We start from the raw sequence: 22,715 nt of genomic DNA on the forward strand, positions 1-22,715 counted from the left end.
GTGTATTTCTATTTGTACTTAAATATTTTACCTGGTTGATTCTCTTTTAACTAAGGAAGGCTTAATTAGTGCCTCTCCTTGAGGAGACCCTTTTTGATCAATTTTGCGTAAGAGCATGTTGGCCAAGAGCTCACCCATTTTAAAAATTGGCTGTTTAATGGTAGTTAACTTCAAGTTGGAAACCTGATCCAGAAAAACGCCATCGTAGCCAATCACACCAAAGTCAGCCGGAACTTTAGCCTTTTCATCCTGCAATTGTCTGACCACTCCTATAGCAATACGATCGCTGGCACAGATAAAACAGGTATCTTTAGGAAACTTGTGGAAATTATTTTTGATTACTTCTTGCGCAGCGTGACTGTGATTAGCAATGCGGTAGATTTGCGGGACCTTTTTGTGCTTCTGTAAAGTATTGACATAACCCGTTTCACGCGAATACTCAAATGGCTCTCTGACATCAATGCCTATGAAAACAACGTTTTGGTATAACCGCGCAAGTGCATATTTTGTCGCCAGTTCTCCACCATACTGATTATTATTGTCCACATAATCATAGCCATGATGATTTTCGCCAAATAAAATAAAGGGTTTTTTAAGACTGTCAAATAAAGCATAATCACTGGAGCGGGCACCAGTAATCAGGTAACCGTCAAAGTTGCCATCTTCTATTTGATTTCTGTCTGTAACCAGCTGGATGGCATATTGCTTTTTAGATAACCCGCGAGCAATACCAAATAACAGGTTCATATAATAGGGCTCTGTCGTATCCACATCTTCCAGCGTGACAAATTTAATCACATTTGTCCGCTTATTTACCAAAGCCTGAGCAACATAATTAGGGTGATAATCAAGTTCATCCATCGCCTGTTCAACTAATTCGCGCAATTCATCGGTCACTTGTTCAGGATGATTAATTACCCGCGAAACTGTCATCTTTGAAACATTAGCCTTTTTAGCAACATCAAGCAAGGTTACCATCACGATTCGCCCCTAATCTAAGTACATTCGTTTTAGTTGAGCCAAGTCATCATCATTAAAGCCCAATACTTTTTTGAAAAAGGTGGGAAAATCGCCCCAGCCGCCACGGACTGTTTCTGTAATGCCGCGAATGGCTATACCTTCACCTTTAGTTACATTCATTTTGGAAACCATTTGCGTAATTTCATCATTACTTGGTAATTGCCGCGAAATAGCAAAATCATATAACTCGTTAGTTAATAAATAATCGCGGGCAATGGTATCATCATCTACGCCCAGCGCCATTAATATTAAAGCCGAAACCATTCCCGTTCTATCTTTTCCGGCACTGCAGTGATAGACCAGTGCCTCATCTGCGGGCAATTCCAGCAACTCCGCAAAAACACGGGCAAACATTTCCTGACTGTGCGAACTAAGCAGAGTTTGCTGGTAAATGCGACCAATAAAGTTATGGTGCATATCAGGAATATGATGTAAGAAACGGTAGATTGAACGATTGTTTTGGGCATCATTGACGTTATCAGAATATACCGGCAAGTCCACATATTCCACATCGGGCCAAGAAATATCCGGTGAAGAGGACTTCTCGTATTCAGAGCGTAAATCGCAATCAACAGTGACACGCATTTTAGCTAATTTAACTTGATCCCTGGCCGTTAAAGAACTAAGTGAATCTGAACGATAAATTTTATTCCATTTAACTGTTTTGCCAGTCACACTTTGATAACCGCCAACATCACGAAAGTTCATCGGACTATCTAGTGCAACTATTCGATCATGTGCCAATTTCTTGTCCCCCTTTTTTTAAATAACTTATTCACCATGTGCAAAAACCTGAGTGGCCTTCACGGCCTTCTTCCAGCCTTGATATAAATGTTCTTTTTCACTTTCAGGCATTTGAGGCTCAAAGGTCTTGCCTACAACAAAAATATCTTTTAATTCAGCCACATTTTGCCAATAGCCGACTGCCAGACCGGCCAAGAAGGCTGCGCCCATTGAAGTTGTTTCCAATACTTTAGCACGTTCGATTTTAATGCCCAGGATATCAGACTGGAATTGGAGCAAATAATCATTATTGGACGCTCCGCCATCAACGCGCAAGGTTGGAATTTTAATGCCGGAATCAACCTGCATCGTATCCACTACATCCCGTGTTTGGTAAGCTAACGATTGCAACGTCGCCTTGATAAAATCCTTATCATTTGTTCCACGTGTAATTCCAAAAACGGATCCACGTGCTTCTGAATCCCAGTACGGAGCACCTAAACCTGTGAAAGCCGGAACAACGTAAACCTCATTTTCAGACTTAGATTGTCTGGCTGCTTTTTCCGAATCTGCAGCCGTCTTAATCATTTTTAACGAGTCGCGCAGCCACTGAATAGCACTGCCCGAAACAAAAATAGAACCCTCTAAAGCATAAGAAATTTTGCCATTTAAGCCATAAGCAATAGTCGTCAACAAATTATTGTCCGACTCTGTCGGCTGGTCACCAGTATTCATGACGATAAAGGAGCCAGTACCATAAGTATTTTTAACCATGCCTTTTTTCAGGGCCAGCTGACCAAACAAGGCTGCTTGCTGGTCTCCGGCAATACCGGCAATTGGCACTTTGCCACCAAAAAAGGTATAAGATTTAGTATAACCATAGATTTCAGAATTGGACTTAACTTCCGGCAACATTACTTTGGGAATATTGAGCAACTTTAAGATGTCATCATCCCATTTTAAGTCGTGAATATTAAACAGCATCGTTCTCGAAGCATTAGTGTAGTCAGTCACATGAACTTCACCGTCAGTTAAGTTCCACAAAAGCCAGCTGTCAATTGTGCCAAAAAGCAAGTCGCCATTTTCGGCTTTTTCTTGTGCACCAGCAACATGATCTAAAATCCAGCGAATTTTAGTAGCACTAAAGTATGGGTCAATTATTAATCCCGTCTTTTTATGGATCAATTCACTATAGCCATCTGCCTTTAGCTTTTCAGCCAAGTCGGTTGTCTGCCGCGATTGCCAAACAATTGCATTATATATAGGTTTGCCAGTTCTTTTATCCCAAATTACCGTTGTTTCACGCTGGTTAGTAATACCAATTGCTGCTATCTGCCCCGGTCGCACGCCAGAATTAATAATGGCATTGGCAATTGTTGTTTGGACTGCGTGCCAAATCTCTTCAGGTTTATGCTCTACCCAACCAGGTTGAGGAAAATATTGGGGAAATTCCTTTTGTGAAGAAGCTATTTTTCTGCCCTGATGATCAATTATCATCGCTCTAGTTGAAGTAGTTCCCTCATCGATTGCCATAATATATTGTTTTAGCATGTTGTCTCTTGTATCCTCTCCGACAGAAAGCGGTTTATACTAATTTTACTACCCGGCCTTGCTTTTACAAGAATTTATTATAACATTATCCTTATTTTAAGTTATACTGGTTACATAGAGCTTACATTAAAAAGAGGATACATAAAAATGAAAAAAGAAATTATTGCTTTAACAATAGCGGGAAATGACAGCGATGGCAGCGCAGGGATGACTGCTGATTTGCATTCATTTTATGCCCGTCAAGTTTACGGTATGGGACTTTTAACAGCTGCCGTTGCTGGTAATACTACTGGTATATATGCACAAGAAGTTATGCCTATTTCTTTTATTCAAAAACAATTTGATGTTTTAAACGATGATTTTAAAATTGACGCACTTAAAACCGGTATGCTGGCTAACCAGGACGTAATTGCCTGCGTTGCTGCTAATTTGCACAAGTATGATATGGGTAAGATCGTGCTCGATCCGGTTATTATGACCAAACACGGTGATACCTTGCTTGATGACGATGCCTACCAAGCTTTTCTTGAGCAGTTAATGCCACTAGCCGACATTATTACGCCTAACTTTTACGAGCAGAAAAAATTAACCGGTTTGAATTTAGAAACCAAAGATGAAATTCATCAGGGCGCGAAAAAATTGCAGGATATGGGCGCTAAAAATGTTTTAATGAAGGGGCGTCATGATGATTCTGCGCAGTCGCAAGTAACAGATATTTTACTCACTGCAGACGGCAAATTTCACGAATTTACCAAGCCTTTCATTAATACAGATAGAATTAATGGTACAGGTGACACCTTATCAGCAGTAATTGCTGCTGAATTAGCAAAAGGACAATCAATTATTGCCAGTGTCCAGACTGCTAAAGATTTTACTTATGAAGCTATTGCTCACCCAATTGCAGTTGGCTCCAAATACGGCCCAATTAATCACTTTGCAGCGCAACAAAATCTTAAATAACTATTCTTTGCCCACTTCTAACTATTAAGATATACTTTAAACAAGAAAATAGGGGTTGGTAAACAATGGCGAACAAAATAATCAAGATTGCATATTTATACGAAGACCTGATGAACACCTATGGTGATTCCGGAGATGTTAAAATCATAAGTTTTTTACTTAAAAAGCAAGGCTATACTACGCAAGTGGATAATATTTCTCTTGGTAGTGAGTTCAATGCTTTTGACTACGACTTCATCTTTTTTGGCGGCGGACAGGACTTCGAGCAAACTGTTATTGCCAAAGATTTACCGCGTCATAAGGAAACCTTAACCAAGTACATTAACGCAGGTAAACCTATGGTAGGCGTTTGTGGCGGCTATCAACTCATTGGCACTTATTACAAAACTAATGCCGGTGTGACTATCAAGGGGCTAGATATCCTGCCCTTCCATACTGTTTTTAAAGCAGATAAGCGCATGATTGGCGATACCCGCTACATGAGTGAATGGGGCGAAGTCAAGGCCTTTGAAAATCATTCCGGGCAAACTTATTTTGACGATCAGGATAAGTTGCATCCCTTAGGGGAAATGATTGAAGGCTACGGCAACAACCCGCAAGACCACGTTGAAGGCCTGCGTTATCGCAATTTCATTGGTACCTATTCTCACGGGCCGTTGTTAAAAAACTTGAATGTCGCTAACGCCATAGTAAAGATGATTCTTGAATGGCATGATGAGCGAATAGCAGCTAAAACAAATTAATTACAAAAAAGCTTCTAGGCGTAGTAAATGATATGACCCCCGAATTAAGACAATTTCGCAGGTCATATTTTTATGTCTAAATTGTCTAAGCAAGATAAAATTAAAGTCTTTCATCTTTGGCAGAACTATCAGGTTGGAGCAGTTCGCTTGTTACCATCGTAGAACATTTGCTGGCGCATATTGTGATACATCAGGGTCAGTGCCTTATCGGTGGCAGTACTATCACTGGCTAGCAGCTGCTTTAAATATTCCTGTTCCTGGCCCTCTTCAATCATAGGCGGTTCAAACTAAACTCGCCCCGGTAAGTTGCTACACCGCCTGATCCATTACGCAAATATCCTGGAAAGGCAGCCGTATCGCGGGCAACAATCTTATTAAGCTTCTTTTCGAAGTTTAAGTCTAGGGGCATTTTTTCGTTGATGGCAAACTGCCAGCCGCGCTTCAATTGAACGATAATATTAATATCATCGATTGGAATGCCCTCAACACCCAGACCCATCAATGATTGTCTGGGTCTGTGGCATAGTGGTAGTCAGGCCTTCAAAGCGTGAGTTCGTGAAGACTAATTTGGTTAAATTAGTTTTGGCAAAGCGTCTATTTTCTTCAGGCGTTAGTCTGAACTTGTCTTCATACTTCAATTGATTTATCCTGCTTTCTAATCTAATCCAAGGCTATCGTCACGATCAAGCCCCCGCTGCTCTTTTTCCTGTTGTTCAGCGTGTTTTTGGGCAAGTTCAGCTTGGCTAAGTGTCTTTCCAGCACTTTGTAGTACTTGGAACGCTCGATTGCGGCTGGGTGTGTTTTCGACTTTAATTAGTTTAGCAATTTTGTCAACATTAGCTTCATTTTGCGCTTCAATCATCTCTTTGTTTCTTCGCGGATAGTCAATTACTTGGCCATGATTAGCCGCGTATGCAGAAAGAAAAACTTTGCAACTACGGCCGTTGCCCTCTCTAAACGGGTGCATGAAATTAATTGCGTCTAGCAGCTCAGCATAGTCTTTGTTAGCCAAAGGCTTTCTCGCGGGGTGCTTGTGCAGCATATTATTAATATCTTTTTCGGCAAAATCGAATCTGGTATGATCAAAAAACTCATACCCGTTTTTATTGAAATTGCCGGGGCGATATTTACCGGCCCAATCGTATAGTTCACCAAATAAGAATTGATGTACCTTCTTAAGGTCTCCGATATCGTTTATTTGGGGCTTTTTTTGCAACAAGAACAAAGCATTCCGAGCGGATAGCTCATATTCCTTTTTCTCTAACTCCTTTGGGTCATGGATATGGAGCTTATTTTTTAGGACGCCATTTGAATACAAGGTTTCACTAATCCAATCACTCATTATCCTTGCCCCAAATTTCTTCAAAGCGCTCAGCTACTACTGGGTCAGGCTGGATAGCTTCATCAAGCAATTCCTGGATATCTGATTCTGTAGGATTCCACCCTTCCAGGTGGTTGACTTCCACGACAGTTCTAATTTGTTGGTAAATTTCTTTATTAGCAATGAAAACGCCTTGGATAGTCTGCGTTTCATCGTTTATATCTAAAATATATGGTTGTGTTTCTAGCATATTGAGTAAATCTCCTGGCTTCTCTTTAAGTGCGATTGCAAAGGCATTAAGGACCCTAATTGACCAGGTCTCAATTGGTTTAACAATTGAGTTTCTTAAAGTACTAAGTGGGACGTTGCTGGCCTCAGCGACTTTAGCGACGCTTATATTTTTGCTTTTGAGTAGTTTAACGATTGTTGCACTCATTTTAAAGCCTCCAATATCTTTACTTATATTATACCATATTTAATCACTTTTATAGTGATATATGGTAAAAAGCGATATTAGATTTTAAAGTAGTGCTATTCAAGTTCTATACCTGTGGATTGTATTACCTGCTTATTGGAAATCACAACACTATCTGTTTTGTCTTTATTTAATTGTATCTCCGCTTAGTAGAATTTTCTTGTTTTTTACTATTAACTAGCACATCGTTCCAATCTTTACCAATAGTTTTGGCAGGCTGTAAATTGCTGAATTGGGGTGTAGTGGTCAAAATTGCAATTTTTTTAATTTGATTGTTTACAAAAGGAATGATTTTTTTGTTGTAGGCTAATTCAGGAATATCTTTATTTTCCATATATTTTAATGAGAGTTACATCGTCACCTTTGACCTCAATAACCACTGTGTTGTCAATTGTTGCTATATTTTTAATAATAGAAAAAGTATTAGAGTCTATATCAGATTTTTTATATATTGCAACAAGCTCAAAAGGCTCTGCCGATGTATTATTCATCTCAGGCATATTATCATTTGATGCAAAAACGGTATTAATTCTTAAAGCCCCAAAAGTGATATAATTAAGGCTACTATTAATAAAGATGACTGTTTATATTTTTTAAATTCTGTTTTCATAATTTTTTCTCTCTTCCTAACATATTAAAAATGAGCAAAAATGAAAAAATAACAAAAACTATAACTGTATTTATTTTAACATTTCTCTTTATCGGCATTGGAATAAGCTTTATACATTATTATAGAATTAATTCTTTAGAAAAAACCGTATATCTTAGTGCTGGCGAAAGAAAATATTCATATAACTTAGACACATATAAATGCTTACATAATAAAAAAATTGCTTCTGTTAAAATAACTACTGATAATCAAGGATCTTATGATACGCTTTATTATGGCGGAAAAATTAATAATAGATATTATGGCTTTCTATTTAAAGATCGTGGCATATTAAGAAAAGCAAAATTAATTTATATTAAAAAAATTGATGAATAATAGCATATTAGCTTTTAATATAATAATTTTAACAATGCGAAATAACTGAACTAAAAAGGCAGCTTAAGCTATATGACCCCAAAATTTAGGTCAAATTTGGGGTCATATCAGTTACTGCCTTTTTATGAATTAATGAAATTAACCGTAATATTGATCCCGGTCTAAAGCAGTTTCATCAAAATTAACTATCATAAATTCATAGTTTGAAAAACACTCCATCCAATTGTTAAAATAGTCGTTCTCTTTTTTTAGCGACTTACTATTTTCTTCTCCTTCTATTATAAAGGGCTTTGAACGTATATTAAAATTTGCATGTATTGCACCCAGCAAATTCAATAAACACAAGAAATCTTTTGCTGAAGCCACACTTACATGAAAAGATTTAAACGAACTATTATTTTCGCCAAGATATCTTTTCGCTCTATTATACTCATCAGCAGATTCTGCCTTATAATTTTCAACGCTATTTACATTCTCTTCAATAATAGCTGTCGGAGCTTGATTTTTAAAAAGATCTAGTATCTTTCTTAATTTAAAAAATTGTTCATCATTCATTTTTATCATTCCATTTAAAAGGCGGTGCGTGGAAACATTATATCTCCTAAGAAGCAATCAATTTTACCGCTTAAAGTGGCTTAGCCATATCACCCACGAGTGCAAGAGTGAGAATATTGCGGTTAAGTTTGGCATCGGCCTATACCGCCAACTCTATAACTGACGGTACTTGCTTTTATGCTTCCGCTAGCATAGTAGTGCATTGTTAGCTTCCCAAATCATTTAAAGACAGCAAATACAGGGTTACGGTCAGTTACTTTTAGTGCATAATATATGCTGCCGCCAGAAGTCCACACTTTAGAAATTCCTAAATAACCATTAATATAATAATATTAAGTAAATATACATTATTACAAGATAAGTATATCTTGCTTTCCCCAAGTTGCACACTTACCTGGGACTTTGAACAATAATTACATTGTTCAATATCAAAATTTTATTATGAAATTGACTAAAGACAAGTAAGAATAAAATAAAAGCGGTTTTTACAAAAGTTACTTCCAATCTTGCTTTTCATAAGCCATCTGCCAAAACTGCAATTCATAATAGCTGCTGCGCACAAATGCAGTTTGCATTTGCTCAAGTTCTTCATTAGTGGCACTTTCAGCCAAAGAATTGGTTAAATGCAGCATTTTGGCTACGTTGGTGCCATACCATTCGCCATTATAAGTATCAATCCATTCCTGATAATAAGAAACCGGTGAGCCCTTTTCTGCCATTTTTTGGCCAATTTCCTGATAGAGCCAGTAACATGGTAAAAGTGCTGCAACCGCTGGTTTAACACCAGATCGATTTAATGTCATATGCATATGGTTAACGTAGTTATAAGCTGTCGGAGCCACCGGAGTTGCAGTTATTTCAGTCGCAGTTATTTTTAATTCTTCAAAAAAATGGCCTCGCACTGATATTTCGACATCTTTCAAGTCTTGCGCCCCTGCTAGTAAAAATTCCTTTACTTCCTGATTATCCGTTTTTGCCGCAATTAATTCATGCAACTTGCTAAATTCTCTTAAATAATAGCGATCCTGCAACAGATAAAATTTAAAAGTTGCAATTGGGAGTTCGCCACTTTGCAATTCCTTAATAAAGGGATGCACCATACTTTTATGCCACAATGCCTTCCCAGCTTCGTGCAGTCGATCCGTAAAATTCATGAATATTCTCCTTCGAGTTAAGTAATATTGTAAAATGACTGTTAATTATTACTAATTACATTTTACTAAAGATAAATTCTAACCACTATACTGTTTTTGACTGTTATGCACAATCTTTTAATAACAGTCAAAGTACCAGCATTTATAGTTTATAATAGATAGCAACTTTATCAACCTACTATTGTAATCAGTAATAAATTCCGTTATAATTGTAAGCGATAACACGAGGGGTGCCTTTTTGGCTGAGATGAAAGTATTTCAGACCCTTTGAACCTGTAAGTCAATACTTGCGTAGGAACGTGTCAAAACTGCTGAAGCTTTGGCATTTCCGCATGCCAAAGTTTTTTTATTAGTCAAAAATTCTAAGGATATTAAATTAGGAGTAATAAAATGCAGTTAAAATTATTAGACAAATTGCGAGCAGAAAACCCGGTTATTTTCAATATTGCTAATTTTGTAACAGTTCAAGATGTGGCCAATGCTGTTAATGCTATTGGTGCTTCACCAATTATGAGCAATGAAGTCGCTGAAGCTGAAGAAATAGTGCGGATGGCTGCCGCTGTGGCAGTTAATATTGGCTGTTTAACTAAAGAGCAAATTAACCACATTAAAAAAGTGGAAGATTTAGCGCGCCAATATAATAAACCCATAGTATTTGATCCCGTTGCCGTTGGCGCCGTGGAGTACCGTTATAAAATCACAGATAAACTTTTATGGGATTTTCATACCAGTATTATTCGCGGCAATATTGGTGAGATCGCTGCCTTAGGTGGCTTTGATTGGAGCTCAAAGGGGATTGATGCAGGCTCCGGTTCTGGTGATATTGATGAAATTACTGCTAAAACTGCTCAAAAATATCGTTGCACAGTCATTGCGAGCGGACCTACAGACACAATCAGCGACGGTAAAAGAATAGCCCACGTCCATAACGGCTCACCCCTTTTTAAAACACATGTCGGCTCAGGAGATATGTTAACCAGTATTGTCACAGCTTTTACAGCTGTTGCTGCCGATCCTTTTGAAGCAGCTCAAATAGGTGCTTTAGTTTTCAGTTGCGCCGGTCAATTAGTAGTTAAAGATCATCCCAATGTCGGACCTGCTACTTTTGGCATGTATCTCATGGATTATTTGTATAAAGTAAAAGTTGCAGATATTGAACAAATTGCTGATTTTGATTAAGGAGCTTTATGATGACAGAAAAAATTAATTCTTTTCCCCAAGTTTTAACTATTGCCGGCACTGATTCAGGTGGTGGTGCTGGAATCATGGCTGACTTAAAAACTTTTCAAATGCAAAAAGTATTTGGTACAGCTGTAGTAGTAGCAGTGACAGCACAAAACACTTTAGGTGTACAAAAATCTTTTTTACTTCCCTTAGAAATGATCGATGCCCAATTCGCCTCTCTGGCAGAAGATTTCCACATCCGTGCTTGTAAAACGGGAATGTTAGGTGATGCAGCTCATGTTCACCAAGTCGCACTTAATTTGCAAAAGTATGACTTTGGCCCTGTTACCATAGATCCAGTGATGGTTGCTAAGGGTGGGGCTCCATTATTAAGTCAAGATGCTGTTGCCACTGTTAAAAATGAACTACTGCCTTTAGCCGATCTTATAACACCTAACTTACCAGAAGCGGAGACTTTAACTGGCATCAAGGTACAAGATCAAGCCCAATATCCAGAATTAGCTCATAAATTACAAGATATGGGAGTTAAAAATGTGCTAATTAAAGGCGGTCATGCAAGTAGCGAACAAGTAAAAGATTATGCTTTATTTGCTGATGGTTCTGATCTTTGGGTCAGCAGTTCCAGGATACATACCGAGCGCACCCATGGCACCGGTGACACGTTAGCTGCAGTAATTACGGCTCAGCTGGCTTTAGGTCAAAGTTTACCGTCAGCAATTAAAATTACTAAAAAGTACGTTACTAAAACTATTAAAGAAACTATTCAAGTTGGTCATGGTCACGGCCCTTTAAATCATTGGGCTCAGTAATTTAGGAGAAATAATGAAAGACTTTAACACTGATTTTTTACATGCTTACTTTATTTGTGGCAGTCAAGACGTTCCAGAAGGTAAAACATTACCGGGCATAGTCGCAGAAGCACTTGCTGCAGGTATTACTGCTTTTCAATTTCGAGACAAGGGACCTAATTCAACTTTAAGTGAAGCCGAGAGACTCCCTATGGCGCAAAAGCTGCACCAATTGTGTCAAACGTATCACGTGCCTTTCTTCATTGACGATGATGTTCAGCTAGCTCAACAAGTTCATGCCGAAGGCGTTCATGTTGGGCAAAGCGATGAAGAAATCAGACAGGTCATTAAAGAAGTTGGCGCTCAAATGATTATTGGCTATTCCTGTTCGAATTTAACGCAAGTTGAACAAGCCAATAAAATCAGCGGAATTGATTATTATGGCAGTGGCCCAATTTATGCCACCCAATCTAAAAGTGATGCCGACCCCGAAATTGGTATTAACGGCTTAAACCAACTGGTCAAAAGCACAACCCGGCCAATTGTTGCTATTGGCGGGATTACCGCTAGCGACTTAAGCGCAATTGCTAAAACTAAGGCAGCTGGTGCTGCAGTAATCTCAATGATTGCTCAAAGCAAAGATATTAAGCAGACTGTCAGTCAAATGCTCACAGCGCCATGGGTGAAAAATGACTAGCATATTTTAAAGAAATAAAAATGATTCTGCACTTGGCAGAACCATTTTTTTATTGATGATATACAGTTTTTAATTTATTAAAATAGCAGTAAAATTTTGAAATTAATCAAGTTGGGCAATCTTTTGCAGTGTTCTAATCATTTGGGCTACAAAGCCGGACTCATTATCATACCAGGCGTAGCCTTTAACTAATTGTGCACCATTATCACCAGTTTCAACCTGAGTCAGAGTTGGATCAAATACCGAACCAAATTCAGTGCCAATAATATCTGATGACACAATTTGATCGTCATTATAGCCAAAAGAGGCATTGCCTTCGGTATGCTTTTTAATTCTAGCGTTAAATTCTTCAGCCGTAACTTTCTCTCCCAAAATAGCGGCTAGTTCAGTAATTGAACCAGAAATAACCGGAACTCTTTGTGCAATACCCGTAAGTTTGCCATCCAATTCAGGTATAACTAGGCCAATAGCTTTAGCTGCCCCGGTTGAATGCGGAATAACATTAGCGACAGCGGCACGAGCATTACGGACGTTGCCACCACGATCAGGGCCATCCTGTAACATCTGTGAAGCTGTGTAGGCATGCGTTGTAGACATAATTCCCACCTGAATGCCAAATTCATCGTTCATTGCCTGAGCTAGTGGTGCCAAGCAATTGGTGGTACATGAGCCTGCGGAAATAATTTGATCAGAGTCAGTTAATTGATCATCATTTACGCTATAAACAATTGTTTTCATATTGCCTGCAGGAGCAGAAATTAATACTCTTTTAACACCGGCATCAAGGTGAGCCTGTGATTTTGCAGTTGAAGTGTAAAATCCGGTACATTCAAGTACTATTTTAACCCCGTCGTTTTTAACCCACGGAATTTGACTAGCATCTTTTTCCGCATAAACCGGAATATTTTTACCATCAATTACAATACTATTAGTTGTAGCAGTTACTTCATGATTAAATTGACCATGCGCAGTATCATATTTTAATAAATGTGCTAACATAGCTGGTGAGGTTAAGTCGTTGATTGCGACAATTTCAATGTCGTTACTGGCCACTTCATAAATTCGCCGTAAAGCGAGCCGACCAATACGACCAAAACCATTAATACCAATTTTTGTAGTCATAATAAGTTCCCCCTTTAGATTACAAAATTAGTATATTAAAATTAATTCACCTTGCATAATCCGAGATTATAATAGGGTTATCACTTTTAATGATATGGAGTATTATGAATTTTAACGATTTATATATTTACCAAACAATTTATGAAACTAGATCGCTTAATAAAGCGGCACTGAAATTGGGCTACACTCAGTCCAATATTACGGCCAGGCTCAAAGCATTGGAGCGAGAAATGAGAACTCCGCTTTTTGTGCGTTCTAATTTAGGAGTCAGACCAACTAAAAATGGACAAAAAATGTATTATTTTGCGACTAAGGCACTACAAAACTATCAAAATTTAAAAGACGCTTTAACCAGTAACAAACCAAAAGTTTTAATCTCCGAATTGCTTTTTGGCTATATTATTACCCAAAAGAAACAGTTTGCAGTTGATCATTATGAAGTCATCATTAAAAGTACTAATGAAATTCAAGAATTATTGACTAAGCATCCCTATGACATGGTCTGGGCCTTTACTCCGATCACTTTACCCCAATATTCGTTAATCAAGAAAAGTCATTTACAAGCCTGTTTTTTAAAAGGCAAAAAGCAGGAAAATAAAAGAGTACCGGTTGCCATAAACGCAGACATAAATTGTCCGTTTCGTAACTTGACTCTCAAATTAACGCAGAATAAAAACAGCGTCACTGAAATTGATTCACTAGAAATGATTTTAGAGCTAGTCAAAAAAGGTCAGGCAACTGCATTATTGCCTAAATACTTAATGAATGATGATTTAGTTGCAGCTAATTCGCAAAGTTGGAATATCCCCTATTATTTTTACCGCTATCAATTATAGACAAGTAAAAAGACGTCATTATTTGATGTGAACCCTAAAATTAGGACAAATTTGGGGGTTATATCAATTTGCATAAAGGCGCCTTTTTAAATTTCTAATCTAATTTTTTTAAATACGTTTCATAAACTGGACACAGATTAAACGCATACTTTCTGTAAGTCCGCGTTGCTAATGGGTCTGTAGAATCAAATTCACCACTTAAAGTTTGATACTTTGCTTGTGCCCAATTTAGCAATTGCTGTTGCAATTGGTCTAATAAATTAGGCTTAACAGCACCCATCCATCCTAAAGTCAATTCTTGAGGGGCATCCTCAAAAGAAAAGCAATAAGCCTTAATTTGTCCAGCAGCAATTAGTGCTAAGGGAGCGTGTTCAAGTTGATCAGTGAAAATGGTTTTGCTCCACTCACTAAGAGGTATCTTTGCAACCGGATTTGCTAAATGATTTTTTTGATAATCAGAGAAACTCACTTGTGCCAGCTTATTCATCATTACAGAATCTTTTTTTATTTCATGTAGAGTGACCATCTGCAAATCAGTATCTATCAGAATATTTTTCAGTGCCCTTTTCAAGGGCATCTGGGGTTCTACAGTAGTTCTGATTAATTTAAAACCATTTTTTTGACCAATAGCATTAAAGAGTAACTGCGGTGCATAATCATAAGTAATTAATGCGTTTTGGTGATTTTTTTGGGCTTTTGCCGTTAAATCCGTCAATATTTGCTCATAAACCTGCATTTGTTCACCGCTGGTTAATCTAGGTGCAAGATAGCCCGCAAAATTTAAGGAATAAGGGTGAAAAGCATTTTGCCAACAGGTCATTAACCCGACTGGCTTATTTTCGAGATAATAGGCTTGTGTATGTTGAGGAAATTGTTCTACAGCTTCCTTAATTTTTCTATCTGGACTTACATTGGCTAATAATGAGCCATACATAATTAATAATCTCCTTTATGGGCTATTATTTTTTCGCCCGTAAAATTTTGGCTTTGGCATCATTGTAGCCGTCAATGTAGCGTTCTATTTCAATTGCTTTATTCTGGGTAACACGATTAACTAAGTTAACACCTTTTTTAGGAAAAGCCTTGAAAGAATGACTCTCTGCATAGTCCTTTTTGGCTTGTTCATAACCCATTTGATAATCACTGAGAGAACTCTTTTTCACAGCAGTTTTTGCTGCATGATAGGTATAATCATGGGTATCATGCCATTTTTTATACGCTTTTTCGGCATCTTTATAGTTTCCGGCTTCATAATTTTCTTTGACATAATCATGTAATTGTTTTAAATTAACCATTTTATTTTCTCCAAGTTAAATATAATTAACTTCCACATCACCCATGCTGAAATGCCCAGTTAGCATTAATGTAGGACCGTCACCGGTAGATTCGTCATTAATATCTAATTCTCCCAGAGCTAAGTCTAAGTTATCACTATTGACTCTCCATGAAGTTGGCACGTAAATTTCAATCTCACCCATAGTGCCACTAATGTCAACAGTCACTACATCGCCTGCAGCTTTAGCCTGATCAAGGTAGACTTCTACTTCACCCAAAGAAGAATTAATTGTTATACTGCGTAAATTTTGTGAATGAACGTAGCGCGAAACTGATGACAAGCGCTGATTGATTACTATATCTTCTCCATCAACATTTCCAGTACCGCTACTGAATACGTTATTATCAATTCTTGAACGATTATTGCTAAAGTTCTTCCATTTGCCGTCTTTTTTTTGGTTAAAATAGACTATCCTGGGAAACCAGCTTCTCTTAAAAATCAGCGTTAAACCTAAATAAATTAATAACGCCGCCACTAAGACCGTCCATGGTACAATTTTGGTAATATGCAAGGGTTCAGCGTAAACAATTAATAAAAAGGCAATGGAAAAAGTTGTACCAAACAAACTTTTATTAGCCACGCTTTCGATCAGTGCTGCTCCGAATATGATAGTCCAAATAATCATGCTTACTTTTAAATGAAATGAAAGCAGATGCAGCTGATTAAGGACTAAGAATACGGCAGCTGCTACTAGAGCAATGCCCCAAAAAATTTCTCTAATTTTATTTTTTCTCATTATGATGACCTTCTCTCGTTTAACCTATCATTCAAATTGTGATAGTAGTGACGTGAAACATAGACAGTTTTATAAGAATCGCGAAAATTAATCTTACAGTTAGAAATCGAACGTGTTAACGCATAAATTTGATTTAAATTTAAAATTGTTGACTTAGATACCCGCATGAACTGATTATTTAACAAATTTTCTAGTTCATAGAGTTTGTAGTCTACGGTAAAGGCATCCTTGGCAGTATGTGCAATCACCTGTTTATCTTCTGTTTCAAAAAATAAAATCTCATTCATGCTCAAGTAATAGGATACATTATCTTTTTTGCCTTCTATTTGGTCAGGATGTTCACTGATACCTTGCAACTGTCGGTATATCTGTTCAACTTCTGGCGTCACAGCTTTAGCATGAATTGTTACACTGGTATCGTCATCTTCCATATCCGGATTCAGTTCTATTTTTATTTTCACGCTTCTCACCTGCCCTTCATCACTTGATGATTTAATTAAACGCTTATTTTAATGTAAAATCTAGCACTTTTGACTAAGTGGCAATTATAAGAAACCAAGTGGCATATTTTTTTGATTCAGAAGAAACAAAAAATTCAAGAGCACTTAAAAAGCCGTAATTCGCTTTAATACGAGATACGGCTAAAATATTGTTTTTAAATGAATATTGAACAAAATATTAAGAAGTAAATTTGTACCTAGTTGACCCAGCTTTTTAGCCTAACAATTGTACCGTCATAATCAACTTTACTAAAATCAGAAACATTAAGAAAAATTGTTTTACCTAATGTAAAAGTTGAATATCCCCTTTTTTTATTAAAACTCTCAAATTCCTGTTTTGTTTTTTGGATATCCATTTTTGTCCTGTCGGTTAAAGTATCACCTTTATGATAATGGTTCATTATGAATCCTAAAGGACGATCAGGATCCAAATCACGTTTTCTTTGTCTTTCATATAAAATATCTGAATCACAAGTCAGCGTAATTGTAATTATTTGAAAATGATACTTGTTAGCTAATTTTTCTAAGATATCGTGCTGGCGATAGGAAAAAGGGTAATCAGAAATAATTGATTGACCTTTTTGCATAAAGTTTGCGACATTTTGGTAAAACATATTGTACGCTTGATTATCTAACTCTGTTTTTTCAGACGGATTATCAAAGCCTTTACTTTCATAAAGCTGCTCTTTAAACAGATCTATAGAAACCTCATTAAAATAATCAGGAATGGCCTTGCATATCAGTTTTGCCAAATAAGATTTACCGGTACCAGGACAACCAGCTAAAAGCAACATCGTTTTTTTCAACGAGATCACCCTTTATTCATGAATAATTCAATTTTATGTTTAATAATATTATGAACGCTTTCGTTACATGGAATAATGTTATTTCTCAGAGATTCATTAACTTCGGTTTTGTCAAACATCTCTTTTGCTTTCTTAGTCCATGAAACTAATAGTTCAGTACCGACGTTAAATTTGCGAATACCATTTTCGGTTAGTCTATGGTAATCTTCCTCGTTAACTCCGGTTCCACCATGGATAACCATTGGCTTATCCAGTTTACTATGCAATTCTTCAATAAGTGGAAAGTTCAACTCGGTTTTAGATTGAAATTGGCCGTGATGTGTACCAACGCCCACAGCTAAGGCATCAACGTCACATTCTTGCAAGAATTTGACAGCATCTTCAGGGCGAGTATAGTTTCCTTCTTTAACCGTAAATCCTTCTTCAGTTCCACCGATTGTTCCAATTTCACCCTCAACTGAGACACCGCGTTTATGGGCATATTCTACAACTCGCTTAGTTTTGGCAATGTTTTCCTTAAATGAAAGTAATGACCCATCAAACATGACCGAACTGTATCCGGCTGCAATTGCTCTTTCAATGTCTTTAATATCACGGGCATGATCTAAGTGGAGCACAACATCCACCGCTTCGTGTTCTGCCATGCTTTTGCAAACAGCTACAAAGTTTCTCATCCCCTCCGTATCAGCCGTACCAACAGAAGTTTGAATAATAATAGGAGCACCTTCTTCGTGCGCAGCCTCAATCATAGCCGGAACCATTTCTAAGTTATGAGCATTAAACGCACCGACTGTGAAATCCATTTCTTCTGCTTCTTTTAGTACTTCTTTTAACGTTTTATAAGCCATTTTTTCTCCTTTAATTGTTAATCTCAACTATATAATCTGGAAATTTATTTAGAACGCATTATTTTTTTAGATAATGCTGTTAATTCGTCACCCTTGTTGAGCCATTTTTGTATTTCATCATTATTTTTAGCATAAGCAGCTTTTTGGCGTTTGATATCATAAAGCTTAAGCAAACCGTCAAAAGCCGGACCAAAATCCTCGTTGAGTTTCAAGCTTTTTTCATAAGCATCAATAGCATCATCAACATTACCCAGCTTTTGATGGTTCTGCCCTAACTGGGTTAAAACAGTAGCTTTTTGTTTATTGCTTGCTACTGACTCTGAGTCATTGTCATTAAGTTGTTCAGTTAAGTCTTTGATTTGACTCTTGATTTGTTGCTTTTCATCTTCTGTTAACTGGCTACTTGTTTTATTAGTTTCTTTATCCGCAGCCGAATTATTTTCCGTTGCATTTGATTTAAAAATTTTCGACCAAAACGACATTATTAAACACCTCCAAAGTACTTAGCCAAAGGCATGAAAGGCCGGTGCAATAACCCACAGATATAATAAAGCAGCGGTAATGGTATCAACATCTGTAGCTGTGGCGTTTACAAAGCCAACTGATGATAATGCGCCAACTAAAAGTGCTGGAAGCAAGGTAATAAACAAACCGTGTGCAATACCACCAATGATGGCACCACGTTTGCCGCCAATTGCATTACCAAAGATCCCTGCAGTACCGCCCGCAAAGAAATTAGTAGTCATGCCTGGCAAGATTACTGCTAGTCCTACTAACGGGGATAGGAACATGCCAATAACTGTTCCAATAGTTGTCGTTACGAAACCAATAATGACTGCATTTGGTGAATATGGGAATAAAACTGGACAGTCGAGAGCAGGTACTGAATTAGGAACTACCTTCATAGCAATACCACGAAAGGCAGGAACAATTTCACCTAACATCAAACGAACCCCTGAAAGCATTACATAAACACCAACTGTAAATTGAATAGCTTGTAAAAAGGCATAAATAATGTAGTTTACGCCTCCCGCAGCTCCCCCGGCAGCTTTAATAGACCAGTAAGGACCAGCAAAAGCAGCAGTAATAATGTATAAAGGAACCATTACTACCATAATAGAAAGGGAATTATCCTGTAAAAATGACATACTCTTAGGAAGCTTAACGTGTTCCCAAGAATCTGTTCTTTCCTTAATGTTAGTTACATGTTGATCAACTTTGCGGTCTCTGACTAGCCAGGCCACGCCTGCCTCAACCAAATATCCAATTGTACAAAAGTGACCAAGGGCAATTGCATTGCTACCAGTAATTTTACGAACAATCGGTTGCGCTAATGCCGGCATTGCAATGGCAAAAATACCACCTATAATACTACCCATTAAAATTAACGGAAAACCTTTTAAGCCGGCAAAGTGACCACCAATAACAGTCATAGTTGCCATCCATAATAAAGCTTGTCCGGTTAAAAAGACATACTTCCATTTAGTAAATCTGGCTATGATAATGTTCACAATGAAAATACCTAAAAGAGTTAAGGCAATACTATTACCTAAACCCAACTTGTTCATTGCCTGACCATTAATAGCTTCAATACTAGGTACAATACCTTTTGTGTGAAAACCATGCTGAAAAATTACTGCAAAATAAGCCAAACTTTGTTGAATAATTGTGGAACCAGCGGATAAAACTTCAAACCCAAGCAAAGTTTTAAGCGTACCACTGATGACCGCTCCTATTTTTTTACCCTGTAATATTAATCCCAGCATCGCAATTAATGAAATTAAAATTGCTGCCTGAGTAAGGATATTGTTAATTATCCATTGAATAACGACCATTTCTCTCACTCCTTTTTATAAACTTAACTATCTGCAATTTGTTTCACAACTGGTAAAACTTTTTCTTTAATTTCGTCTTTATCAACGATGTTGTCTAAATAGACAAATTTGGTTTTGGGATCAATTTGCATATTGGCAAATTGAGATTCAAAATTGCTTGCTGAAACAATAACATCGGCATTGAGTGAAGGTGCATCTGAAATCGAATCATGATCTGAATTAACTTCGATACCGGCTTCACTAAAAACATCATCTGCTTCCATCTGACAAGCTAAGCTTGAGCCCAAGCCATTGCCGCAAATAAAGAACACTGTAGGTACTTTTGCCATATTTTTACACTCCTAACTCTATTATTTTTCTACGCCAAACAAGGTCTTTTTAAAACTTTCCTTATCGCCCGTATTAAAAAGTTCTTCAATCTTATTTGGCTTATTTATTAAATCCACAATTGCTTTTAAAACATTTAAATGTGAATAGCTGTCAATTGCAGACAAAACAAAAATGATTTTTACTGGATCATTTGCCTTGTTGCCGAATTCTATTGGTTCAGCCAGTGATGCTACACTGACATCCAATTTTGCAACCCCGTCCTCCGGTCTTGCATGGGCCAAAGCAATTCCAGGACCTATGACAATATAAGGTCCGAATTTTTTAACTGATTCTTCCATTGCGACAACATAATCATCATTAATTGATTTATTTTTTATTAGCGGTTGGCTGGTTTTTTCAATTGCTTCACACCAATTATTAGCCGTTATGTGTATTTGGATTTTGTCATCAGTTAACAAATCTTGAAGCATTGGCCTCACCTCCCTCTCTTTTATTTCAATATGATGTTCAGAAAAAATTTCAATTAATTTGTCCACTAAGCGGGCTGAAACATTTTTTCTGGTTTCTGATTCAATTAGCGAAATGGTGTCTTTAAGCAAATTTTTCTTAACTGAAGGACTTTGCTTTAAAGACAGCATATGTTTTTTAATATCTGCTTTGGCAATAAATTTCTTTAACTCTTGATAGTCTTGCTTCCTGGGAACAGGAGGCATTTTAAAACTGGGAACCATTCCTGTTGATTCATTAATTGTCTTAACAACAAAATCTATGTTTAGCTTTCTTAAAGAATTTATATCTTGTAATCCTAAAACTGCCACAACTTCGACATTCATGTTTCTAGAAATATTGGCAGCTAATAGCTGACCGGTAGCTTCGCCATAATTACAAAGAACCGCAATTCTGTAAAAGTTGTTTTCTTTGACGCTTTCTTCGTAATAAGTACTAAAGTAAACCGTTATGAAAGCTTTCTCTCCTGCTGAAACGTTTTTACTGTATCTGCTTTTAAAAAAAGCTGAGATATCTTGATAAATAGTTGCATAGCTGTTCTTAAGAACTTCAGTTAACGGATTAAATACTTCAATATGATTTTCCTGCCTTTGCAAAAATGCTGAAATATGTGAGTTAAGCTGTTCATAAAGTTGTTCAGAATCACGGTAATTAATTTTTTCTATATCACTCATATAATCTATTAACCGTAAAGTCAGAAGTTCCGATTCAGCCCATTTGTCAATTCTTACCTCTTTTTCACCCAAAAATGTTTTAAGAATAAAAGTCATATAGCTTTTTTCATTTTCCGGTACTGTCAGTTCTAACTTATCCAGCAAATTGTTCACAGAGTTCATAATTCTAGTGTTAGCAATTTCTAAATTGGAAACCTGACTGTCATCAAGATATTGTTTTTCCTGCAAACGTCTAATCCAAATGGCCATTAAAACAGAAATTTGTGCTTCTCTGGCAGAAACTCCTTCATAACGACCACCAAGTATCAGCTCTTTAGCAACTTTATTAGTTTGCTTAAGTATCTTTGGATTTAAATAATCAATTACTATTTGGTAACTATCACTTCCTTCAAAGCTGCCTTTTTCCGTTAATTTGGAAATATCAATATTTTCAACAATCAATTGTTGAATCATTGTTCTGATATTTCTTTCAGCACCTTCAATTTTTGCTCCTTGTTGCGTATCTAAGGTCAGAGAATATTTGGCAAGAAATTCTCTAACCTGGCGCATATCCTTGTCCATCGTGCTTTTACTTATATTCAGCTGCTTTTGTTCTTCATAAATTTTTACCTGGTGAGGAGCTTTTAGAAAGCTGATAATGATATGAAGCTGCCTTTCTCTAGGATCAAGAAACGTATCCGAACTAATTTTTAAAGAGTGAGATAAGGAATGTCTGGCGTCCAAATCAAGACAAAAATAAAGTTGTCCCCGCTTATTAGAAATTCCAGTAATTGAAAGGTCACTTAAAGTTCGATTAATATCATCCACATCATTTCTAATAGTTCTGGAAGAAACATTCAAGGCTTGACTTAATTCATCAATTGATAAATTTTCTTTATCAAGCAATTCATTTATTATCAGTAATTGCCGGTCTTTCATATTCCTCACCTCAATTCAAATAATACGTTACCGCTTACATATAAAAAAGAGTTTATTGTTTCCACTTTTTTTGGAAAAAGAAGACACATAGTCTACCTGCTTTCAACAAA

At 37.0% G+C, this 22,715-nt stretch carries 29 protein-coding genes and 1 riboswitch; of the genes, 7 read left to right on the forward strand and 22 right to left on the reverse strand.

Annotated features, from left to right (window positions below; genetic code table 11):
* Positions 1 to 27: 27 nt before the first annotated feature.
* From ACZ2M0_RS03635 to glpK, 3 genes are read right to left on the reverse strand one after another with little or no spacing between them, the layout of a single operon-like run.
* Positions 28 to 978: a LacI family DNA-binding transcriptional regulator gene (locus tag ACZ2M0_RS03635; RefSeq protein WP_490058561.1), complete on the reverse strand. Its 951-nt coding sequence runs from the start codon at positions 976 to 978 to the stop codon at positions 28 to 30.
* Positions 979 to 990: 12 nt separating this feature from the next.
* A complete protein-coding gene (locus ACZ2M0_RS03640; protein WP_490058562.1) occupies positions 991 to 1,764 on the reverse strand; it encodes a tyrosine-protein phosphatase in 774 nt (257 codons plus the stop codon).
* Between the two features lie 27 nt (positions 1,765 to 1,791).
* Positions 1,792 to 3,294: a glycerol kinase GlpK gene (gene glpK, locus ACZ2M0_RS03645; protein WP_490058563.1), complete on the reverse strand. Its 1,503-nt coding sequence runs from the start codon at positions 3,292 to 3,294 to the stop codon at positions 1,792 to 1,794.
* A gap of 147 nt (positions 3,295 to 3,441) precedes the next feature.
* Here glpK and thiD (ACZ2M0_RS03650) point away from each other — a divergent pair, with 147 nt between their 5' ends.
* Both thiD (ACZ2M0_RS03650) and ACZ2M0_RS03655 read left to right on the forward strand, forming a co-directional pair.
* Positions 3,442 to 4,254: a bifunctional hydroxymethylpyrimidine kinase/phosphomethylpyrimidine kinase gene (thiD, locus tag ACZ2M0_RS03650; RefSeq protein WP_490058564.1), complete on the forward strand. Its 813-nt coding sequence runs from the start codon at positions 3,442 to 3,444 to the stop codon at positions 4,252 to 4,254.
* 65 nt (positions 4,255 to 4,319) lie between these two features.
* The gene (locus ACZ2M0_RS03655) at positions 4,320 to 4,997 is read left to right on the forward strand and encodes a type 1 glutamine amidotransferase (RefSeq protein WP_490058565.1); all 678 of its coding nucleotides are present in this window, start codon (positions 4,320 to 4,322) and stop codon (positions 4,995 to 4,997) included.
* Between the two features lie 128 nt (positions 4,998 to 5,125).
* Here the strand turns inward: ACZ2M0_RS03655 and ACZ2M0_RS03660 are convergent, their stop codons facing one another.
* The 6 genes from ACZ2M0_RS03660 to ACZ2M0_RS03685 form a co-directional block, all read right to left on the reverse strand.
* Positions 5,126 to 5,272: a hypothetical protein gene (locus ACZ2M0_RS03660; protein ID WP_490058566.1), complete on the reverse strand. Its 147-nt coding sequence runs from the start codon at positions 5,270 to 5,272 to the stop codon at positions 5,126 to 5,128.
* Complete coding sequence (locus tag ACZ2M0_RS03665) at positions 5,269 to 5,496, reverse strand: hypothetical protein (protein WP_490058567.1); 228 nt, start codon at positions 5,494 to 5,496, stop codon at positions 5,269 to 5,271. The genes ACZ2M0_RS03660 and ACZ2M0_RS03665 overlap by 4 nt, the downstream gene beginning before the upstream one ends.
* Positions 5,480 to 5,635 carry a hypothetical protein gene (locus ACZ2M0_RS03670; protein WP_233560927.1) on the reverse strand — a complete coding sequence of 52 codons (156 nt, stop codon included), beginning with the start codon at positions 5,633 to 5,635 and terminating at the stop codon, positions 5,480 to 5,482. Before ACZ2M0_RS03670 ends, ACZ2M0_RS03665 begins: the two co-directional genes overlap by 17 nt.
* 17 nt (positions 5,636 to 5,652) lie before the next feature.
* Positions 5,653 to 6,339 (reverse strand): Fic/DOC family protein, encoded by a 687-nt coding sequence (locus tag ACZ2M0_RS03675; RefSeq protein ID WP_490058568.1) that lies wholly within the window; start codon positions 6,337 to 6,339, stop codon positions 5,653 to 5,655.
* The gene (locus tag ACZ2M0_RS03680; RefSeq protein ID WP_084600369.1) at positions 6,332 to 6,754 is read right to left on the reverse strand and encodes a helix-turn-helix domain-containing protein; all 423 of its coding nucleotides are present in this window, start codon (positions 6,752 to 6,754) and stop codon (positions 6,332 to 6,334) included. The genes ACZ2M0_RS03675 and ACZ2M0_RS03680 overlap by 8 nt, the downstream gene beginning before the upstream one ends.
* 169 nt (positions 6,755 to 6,923) lie before the next feature.
* Positions 6,924 to 7,127, reverse strand: a complete 204-nt coding sequence (locus tag ACZ2M0_RS03685; RefSeq protein ID WP_490058569.1) for a hypothetical protein — start codon at positions 7,125 to 7,127, stop codon at positions 6,924 to 6,926.
* 306 nt (positions 7,128 to 7,433) lie between these two features.
* On the opposite strand from ACZ2M0_RS03685, the gene ACZ2M0_RS03690 reads away from it, so the two are divergent.
* Complete coding sequence (locus tag ACZ2M0_RS03690) at positions 7,434 to 7,778, forward strand: hypothetical protein (RefSeq protein ID WP_490058570.1); 345 nt, start codon at positions 7,434 to 7,436, stop codon at positions 7,776 to 7,778.
* Between the two features lie 138 nt (positions 7,779 to 7,916).
* On the opposite strand, the gene ACZ2M0_RS03695 is transcribed toward ACZ2M0_RS03690, so the two are convergent.
* A complete protein-coding gene (locus tag ACZ2M0_RS03695; RefSeq protein ID WP_490058571.1) occupies positions 7,917 to 8,333 on the reverse strand; it encodes a hypothetical protein in 417 nt (138 codons plus the stop codon).
* A 494-nt stretch (positions 8,334 to 8,827) separates the two neighbouring features.
* Positions 8,828 to 9,487 (reverse strand): thiaminase II, encoded by a 660-nt coding sequence (gene tenA / locus ACZ2M0_RS03700; RefSeq protein WP_490058572.1) that lies wholly within the window; start codon positions 9,485 to 9,487, stop codon positions 8,828 to 8,830.
* Between the two features lie 216 nt (positions 9,488 to 9,703).
* Positions 9,704 to 9,802, forward strand: a riboswitch (TPP riboswitch).
* Between the two features lie 75 nt (positions 9,803 to 9,877).
* Between tenA and thiM the strand changes: the two genes are divergently transcribed.
* Genes thiM through thiE form a run of 3 tightly spaced genes read left to right on the forward strand, consistent with a single transcriptional unit; the run spans position 9,878 to position 12,157 of the window.
* Positions 9,878 to 10,666: a hydroxyethylthiazole kinase gene (thiM, locus tag ACZ2M0_RS03705; protein ID WP_490058573.1), complete on the forward strand. Its 789-nt coding sequence runs from the start codon at positions 9,878 to 9,880 to the stop codon at positions 10,664 to 10,666.
* 11 nt (positions 10,667 to 10,677) lie between these two features.
* The gene (gene thiD, locus ACZ2M0_RS03710) at positions 10,678 to 11,481 is read left to right on the forward strand and encodes a bifunctional hydroxymethylpyrimidine kinase/phosphomethylpyrimidine kinase (protein ID WP_490058574.1); all 804 of its coding nucleotides are present in this window, start codon (positions 10,678 to 10,680) and stop codon (positions 11,479 to 11,481) included.
* 13 nt (positions 11,482 to 11,494) lie between these two features.
* Positions 11,495 to 12,157: a thiamine phosphate synthase gene (gene thiE, locus ACZ2M0_RS03715; RefSeq protein WP_490058575.1), complete on the forward strand. Its 663-nt coding sequence runs from the start codon at positions 11,495 to 11,497 to the stop codon at positions 12,155 to 12,157.
* Positions 12,158 to 12,259: 102 nt separating this feature from the next.
* On the opposite strand, the gene gap is transcribed toward thiE, so the two are convergent.
* Positions 12,260 to 13,279, reverse strand: coding sequence for a type I glyceraldehyde-3-phosphate dehydrogenase (gene gap / locus ACZ2M0_RS03720; protein WP_109586868.1), 1,020 nt, complete (start codon positions 13,277 to 13,279; stop codon positions 12,260 to 12,262).
* A 104-nt stretch (positions 13,280 to 13,383) separates the two neighbouring features.
* Between gap and ACZ2M0_RS03725 the strand changes: the two genes are divergently transcribed.
* Positions 13,384 to 14,115, forward strand: coding sequence for a LysR family transcriptional regulator (locus tag ACZ2M0_RS03725; RefSeq protein ID WP_490058576.1), 732 nt, complete (start codon positions 13,384 to 13,386; stop codon positions 14,113 to 14,115).
* A 94-nt stretch (positions 14,116 to 14,209) separates the two neighbouring features.
* Here ACZ2M0_RS03725 and ACZ2M0_RS03730 read toward each other — a convergent pair whose 3' ends face one another.
* The 10 genes from ACZ2M0_RS03730 to ACZ2M0_RS03775 form a co-directional block, all read right to left on the reverse strand.
* On the reverse strand, positions 14,210 to 15,049 hold the full coding sequence (locus ACZ2M0_RS03730; protein WP_490058577.1) for a hypothetical protein: 840 nt from the start codon (positions 15,047 to 15,049) through the stop codon (positions 14,210 to 14,212).
* A 25-nt stretch (positions 15,050 to 15,074) separates the two neighbouring features.
* On the reverse strand, positions 15,075 to 15,410 hold the full coding sequence (locus tag ACZ2M0_RS03735; protein WP_490058578.1) for a hypothetical protein: 336 nt from the start codon (positions 15,408 to 15,410) through the stop codon (positions 15,075 to 15,077).
* 15 nt (positions 15,411 to 15,425) lie between these two features.
* Complete coding sequence (locus tag ACZ2M0_RS03740) at positions 15,426 to 16,187, reverse strand: LiaF transmembrane domain-containing protein (RefSeq protein ID WP_490058579.1); 762 nt, start codon at positions 16,185 to 16,187, stop codon at positions 15,426 to 15,428.
* Positions 16,187 to 16,648 (reverse strand): LytTR family DNA-binding domain-containing protein, encoded by a 462-nt coding sequence (locus tag ACZ2M0_RS03745; RefSeq protein WP_490058580.1) that lies wholly within the window; start codon positions 16,646 to 16,648, stop codon positions 16,187 to 16,189. Before ACZ2M0_RS03745 ends, ACZ2M0_RS03740 begins: the two co-directional genes overlap by 1 nt.
* A 236-nt stretch (positions 16,649 to 16,884) precedes the next feature.
* A complete protein-coding gene (locus ACZ2M0_RS03750; RefSeq protein ID WP_490058581.1) occupies positions 16,885 to 17,493 on the reverse strand; it encodes a P-loop nucleotide/nucleoside kinase family protein in 609 nt (202 codons plus the stop codon).
* 5 nt (positions 17,494 to 17,498) lie between these two features.
* Positions 17,499 to 18,341: a class II fructose-bisphosphate aldolase gene (locus tag ACZ2M0_RS03755; RefSeq protein ID WP_338207280.1), complete on the reverse strand. Its 843-nt coding sequence runs from the start codon at positions 18,339 to 18,341 to the stop codon at positions 17,499 to 17,501.
* A 44-nt stretch (positions 18,342 to 18,385) separates the two neighbouring features.
* Positions 18,386 to 18,823 (reverse strand): tetratricopeptide repeat protein, encoded by a 438-nt coding sequence (locus tag ACZ2M0_RS03760; RefSeq protein ID WP_490058582.1) that lies wholly within the window; start codon positions 18,821 to 18,823, stop codon positions 18,386 to 18,388.
* 21 nt (positions 18,824 to 18,844) lie between these two features.
* On the reverse strand, positions 18,845 to 20,176 hold the full coding sequence (locus ACZ2M0_RS03765) for a PTS sugar transporter subunit IIC (RefSeq protein WP_294760929.1): 1,332 nt from the start codon (positions 20,174 to 20,176) through the stop codon (positions 18,845 to 18,847).
* A gap of 23 nt (positions 20,177 to 20,199) precedes the next feature.
* Positions 20,200 to 20,505, reverse strand: a complete 306-nt coding sequence (locus tag ACZ2M0_RS03770) for a PTS sugar transporter subunit IIB (protein WP_034980994.1) — start codon at positions 20,503 to 20,505, stop codon at positions 20,200 to 20,202.
* Between the two features lie 21 nt (positions 20,506 to 20,526).
* Complete coding sequence (locus tag ACZ2M0_RS03775) at positions 20,527 to 22,605, reverse strand: BglG family transcription antiterminator (RefSeq protein WP_490058583.1); 2,079 nt, start codon at positions 22,603 to 22,605, stop codon at positions 20,527 to 20,529.
* Between the last annotated feature and the right edge of the window lie 110 nt (positions 22,606 to 22,715).

The organism is Lactobacillus sp. VURO6/B1 (VP7) (assembly GCF_058139575.1).